The organism is Aerococcus sp. L_32 (genome assembly GCF_050689315.1).
In genome coordinates, this window is sequence record NZ_JBOEQF010000165.1 from 1 (window position 1) to 4,691 (window position 4,691).

The following is a 4,691-nucleotide window of genomic DNA, read 5'->3' on the forward strand; positions in this document are numbered from 1 at the left end:
CGTTAATGCTGCTTATCAAGCAGGTTTAGACGTGATCATGGTCCCTGATTTGGTAGCCCCGGATGATGAAACTTACGACCGCGTTTTAGCAGTCGTTGGCCGTCTTGGTGACGCCTTACCATTTATAGACTAAGCAAATTTGACTGGTACCCCCGTGGGCCAGTCTTTTTTTAATACGAAAGTGCTTTTTGGCAAAAGGGGTAGATGTCGGCTTGCTAGGACCCCTATCTATAGCAGTTTTGCTAGCAAAGAGAGGAATCGTTCTTTTTCAAGAAAGTATTAGATTTGCTGTGAAGTATGCTAGAATATAATGAGAAAATGATGTCATAGAAAGAGGTTTTGTCATGTTAACAGATATTCAAATTGCCCAACAAAATGAGTTGGCACCGATAAGTGAAATTGCTGAAAAAATTGGTTTTAATGTGGACGATATCGATTTATATGGAAAATATAAGGCCAAGGTACCAGCAAAAACCTTGGGAAAAATTGAATCGAATGAAAACGGCAAGTTGATTTTGGTGACAGCCATAAACCCAACGCCTGCAGGTGAAGGGAAATCGACAACTACAGTCGGTTTAGGGGATGCTTTGAGTCAGCGCGGCAAGTCAACCATGATCGCCTTACGTGAGCCTTCGTTAGGGCCAACTATGGGGGTTAAGGGTGGTGCTGCGGGTGGTGGTTACGCGCAAATCCAACCGATGGAAGATATTAACCTGCATTTCACAGGCGACATGCATGCCATCACAACGGCTAATAATACCTTATCTGCTTTAATCGACAACCACATCCACCAAGGGAATGAGTTAGATATCGACGTCCGTCGGGTGACTTGGAAGCGGGCGGTTGACTTGAATGACCGGGCCTTACGTGAGGTTACAGTGGCCTTAGGTGGCGTTGGGAACGGCTTCCCGCGTCAAGACGGCTTTGACATTACCGTGGCATCAGAAATTATGGCGATTTTGTGTTTAGCGACAGACCTAGAAGACATGCGTGCGCGGTTTGCCCGGATTGTCATTGGGGAAAACCGCGACCGTCAGCCAATTACTGTAGCTGATTTGGGGGCTGAAGGTGCTTTAACCTTGGTCATGAAGGACGCAATTGCACCGAATTTAGTCCAGACTTTAGAGCATACGCCAGCATTTGTGCATGGTGGGCCATTTGCCAATATCGCCCATGGTTGTAACTCAGTTGTGGCGACACACGCAGCCTTGAAATTAGCGGATTATGTGGTAACTGAAGCTGGGTTTGGGGCTGATTTAGGGGCCGAAAAATTCATGGATATTAAAGTGCCCGTCCTTGGAAAAGCGCCGGATGCAGTCGTTGTTGTGGCGACCATCCGTTCATTGAAAATGCACGGTGGCGTTGCAGTGAAAGACTTGAATGCAGGGGAAAACGTTGAAGCGGTGGTGGCTGGTTTTGCCAATCTGCAAAAACATATTGAAACCATGCAAAAGTTCCAAGTACCAGTAGTTGTTTGTGTGAATGAATTTGTGACGGATACCGAAGCAGAAGAACAGGTTGTCTTAGACAAGTGTGCTGAACTAGGGGTCGTTTGTGTGAAATCATCTGTATGGGCTGATGGTGGCCAGGGTGGTTTGGACTTGGCGGACGCTGTCGTAGCTGCAATTGACGGGAATGACCAGGAATTTAAAGCGACTTATGCTTATGAAGCAACGAATTTAGAAGAGAAAGCCCGTGCCATTGTGCAGAAAATTTATGGCGGACGTGATGTTGTATTTTCTAAGAAAGCGCAAAATCAAATGCGTCGTTTCGAGAAAAATGGCTGGGGTAATTTACCAATCTGTATGGCGAAAACCCAATATTCACTATCTGATGATCCAAAAGCCTTGGGTCGACCAGAAGACTTTGATGTGACAGTACGTGAATTGGTGCCAAAAATTGGGGCTGGTTTTATTGTGGCCTTGACGGGCGATGTGTTAACGATGCCAGGCTTGCCAAAACATCCAGCAGCCTTGGATATGGATATTAAAAAAGATGGGGAAATCACTGGCTTGTTCTAGGATTTTCTGTGACATCAGCTGAAATTACAAGTGAATTGAGGGAGGGCGCGTGTAACGAAAGTTGCACGTTTTTCTTTTTGCCAAAATAAGCGAAATCTGATTTCTATTCATATTTAGATTGGTCAAGTTAGCACTTTTTCCACGTATAAATATGGTAGAGGGGTGTGAATGAATGACTGAAAATCAAGTGTTATTAAAGACAACCATACATGAGCTGCCAGAGGAGATTAGGCCGAGAGAACGGTTGATGACCCACGGGGCGGAATCGTTGACTATGTATGAGTTATTGGCTATTGTGTTACGGACTGGGAACCGGAGTCTGAACGCCATTCAATTGGCTATGAAAATTATCCAGCATTTCGGGACGAGATATGATTTGCGTACGGCTTCTTACCATGATTTAATCCAGTTGCCAGGTGTTGGACCAGCTAAGGCGGTTGAAATACAGGCTGCTATAGAGTTTGGTCGGCGCTTATACCAATCTAACCAGGAAAAATTGGGCGTAATTATGTCGACAAAAGATGCGGGGAATTATTGTATTGAGAAGTTGAAAGACCTGCAGCAGGAAAATGTGATGGCCTTATATCTAAATACAAAAAATCAAATCGTTAAAGAGAAGACCATATTTATAGGCTCGCTAAATGCTTCAGTTGCACATCCAAGGGAAATCTTTAAAGAAGGGGTTCGGGCGTCTGCTGCGCGAATTATTGTCGCCCATAATCATCCGTCCGGTAATCCGTCGCCTTCTCAGGCGGATATCGATTTTACTAGACGGTTGGCTGAGGTGGGGGATTTGATTGGCATAGAAATATTGGATCACATCATTGTAGGTGGCGATGCTTTCTTAAGTTTACAGGAATATGGTATTTTTGAATGATAAAAATAACTTTACTTATTAATAATCATTGCTAAAAATAGTTGTCCATGTTATACTAAAGTAAGAATTTTTGGATAGGTAAAAAGTTATACATTTTTAAAAGTGCTAAGCACTTAAAAGTTTTACTCGAGCCGTGCAAGAATTACTAAAGAAATATGTGCATGAGCACGAGGAGGATTCTATTATTATGGAACAAGGTAAAGTTAAATGGTTTAACGCAGAAAAAGGTTTTGGATTTATCGAACGCGATGGCGCTGACGATGTATTCGTTCACTTCACAGCTATTCAAGGTGACGGGTTCAAATCTTTAGAAGAAGGTCAAGAAGTTTCTTTCGAAATCGAAGACGGAAACCGTGGACCACAAGCAGCTAACGTTGTTAAAGCGTAAATCTAATTTAAATTTTAACAATTAGGGCAACAGCCCACCAGACTAGTTAAACATCAGTTTAGCTAGTTTTTTTGTGTCTAAAATTCGATGCCAAAAAGGGAGCGCTAGGGAGCATAAAGGGAGCAAATTATATCTGAAAGCTATGTAATTTGTCTGCAATGTCTTGCTCCATCTTGTCGGTAACGTGTAAATAAATATCATCAATCATTTTAGTATTAGCATGCCCAACTTGTTTAGCTATCGTATCTTTATCAATTCCTTGTTCAACTGCCAGACTGACATAGGTATGTCTAAAGATATGTGATGTCAAATGCTTGTTGGGAATTTTAATTTTATGTAGTTCAGTATTTAAAAACTTAGGCCGTCTAGGCAACCCGTTGTCGCTTCTGAATAAAGCTACATTCTCACGATCTAATCCGTATTGTAGTATCCGCATTTTATCCATCATTATTTGTTCTTTAATAGTTTCTAAGGCAATATCGTTTAAATAGATTGTTCTTCGTTCATTTGTTTTTGGTAATGTATAAATCTTATTTTCTTGGTCAAAAATACGCTCTATCTGCACTGTACGGGCTTCAAAGTCAATTGCATTACGATAGTCTATTGATACTAATTCGCCACTATGATGTTTCTGGTAAACTATGCCCGGGTAACTGGCAATGGAATGACTGGCAGAAGTGGAAAAACTTTAAGGCTGAATTGGCAGGTTACAAAGTGGCGCAACAAGCCACAAACACCACTCAAAATGACGGATATGTATCTGTTACGGCTAAGATGCACACAGTGCAAACTGGTGAAACTCTAGGTGCAATTGCTAAAAAATACGGTGTGACAGTTGATAATATAGTTATATGGAACAAGCTTGAGAATCCTAACCTTATTTTCCCAGAGTCTAAATTATACGTTGCTAACCCTTCATCTACAGCATCTACTGGCCAACAACTACATTTACCTGCAAGCGCTAAAACATGGCGTGTATACAATGCGAATGGTCCGTACACTGTGGGTAATGAGGTGCACTTGTTAACACCTTCAGCTTTTGGTGGGCTAACCTATGACATTTTAGGTAACCCAGCACCTCATGTTTACTTGATTAAGACAAGCGTAAAAGGTACGGTAGCCATCTATGCTGGACCGGGTACTGGTGCCACAATTACTGGTAAAGGTGGTAGCGTGGCTAACACTACTAAGAAACTATACTTACCGGCAAGTGCTGATACTTGGCGAGTATATCGAGTCAAAGGTCCTTTTACGGTTGGCAACGAGATTCATTTATTAACGCCAAAAGCGTACGGTGGGTTAAGTTACAATATCGTGGGTAACCCAGCGAAAGATATATATTTAATCGACACAGAAGTCAAAGGACGAGTAGCGATTTATGCTGCTTCAGGAACTGGTGCGACAA

Annotated in this window: 5 protein-coding genes; 4 read left to right on the forward strand and 1 reads right to left on the reverse strand. The window is 42.2% G+C overall.

What is annotated here, in order from left to right:
* Positions 1 to 344: 344 nt before the first annotated feature.
* From ACRCJ0_RS09560 to cspD, 3 genes are all read left to right on the forward strand, one after another.
* On the forward strand, positions 345 to 2,021 hold the full coding sequence (locus ACRCJ0_RS09560; RefSeq protein WP_431390298.1) for a formate--tetrahydrofolate ligase: 1,677 nt from the start codon (positions 345 to 347) through the stop codon (positions 2,019 to 2,021).
* A gap of 172 nt (positions 2,022 to 2,193) precedes the next feature.
* Positions 2,194 to 2,898, forward strand: a complete 705-nt coding sequence (gene radC / locus ACRCJ0_RS09565; protein ID WP_268403453.1) for a RadC family protein — start codon at positions 2,194 to 2,196, stop codon at positions 2,896 to 2,898.
* Between the two features lie 187 nt (positions 2,899 to 3,085).
* The gene (cspD, locus tag ACRCJ0_RS09570; protein WP_016896897.1) at positions 3,086 to 3,286 is read left to right on the forward strand and encodes a cold-shock protein CspD; all 201 of its coding nucleotides are present in this window, start codon (positions 3,086 to 3,088) and stop codon (positions 3,284 to 3,286) included.
* Positions 3,287 to 3,413: 127 nt separating this feature from the next.
* Here cspD and ACRCJ0_RS09575 read toward each other — a convergent pair whose 3' ends face one another.
* Positions 3,414 to 3,851: a tyrosine-type recombinase/integrase gene (locus ACRCJ0_RS09575; RefSeq protein WP_431390299.1), complete on the reverse strand. Its 438-nt coding sequence runs from the start codon at positions 3,849 to 3,851 to the stop codon at positions 3,414 to 3,416.
* A gap of 38 nt (positions 3,852 to 3,889) precedes the next feature.
* On the opposite strand from ACRCJ0_RS09575, the gene ACRCJ0_RS09580 reads away from it, so the two are divergent.
* A partial coding sequence (locus tag ACRCJ0_RS09580; protein WP_431390300.1) for a LysM peptidoglycan-binding domain-containing protein occupies positions 3,890 to 4,691 on the forward strand: 802 nt, incomplete at its 3' end.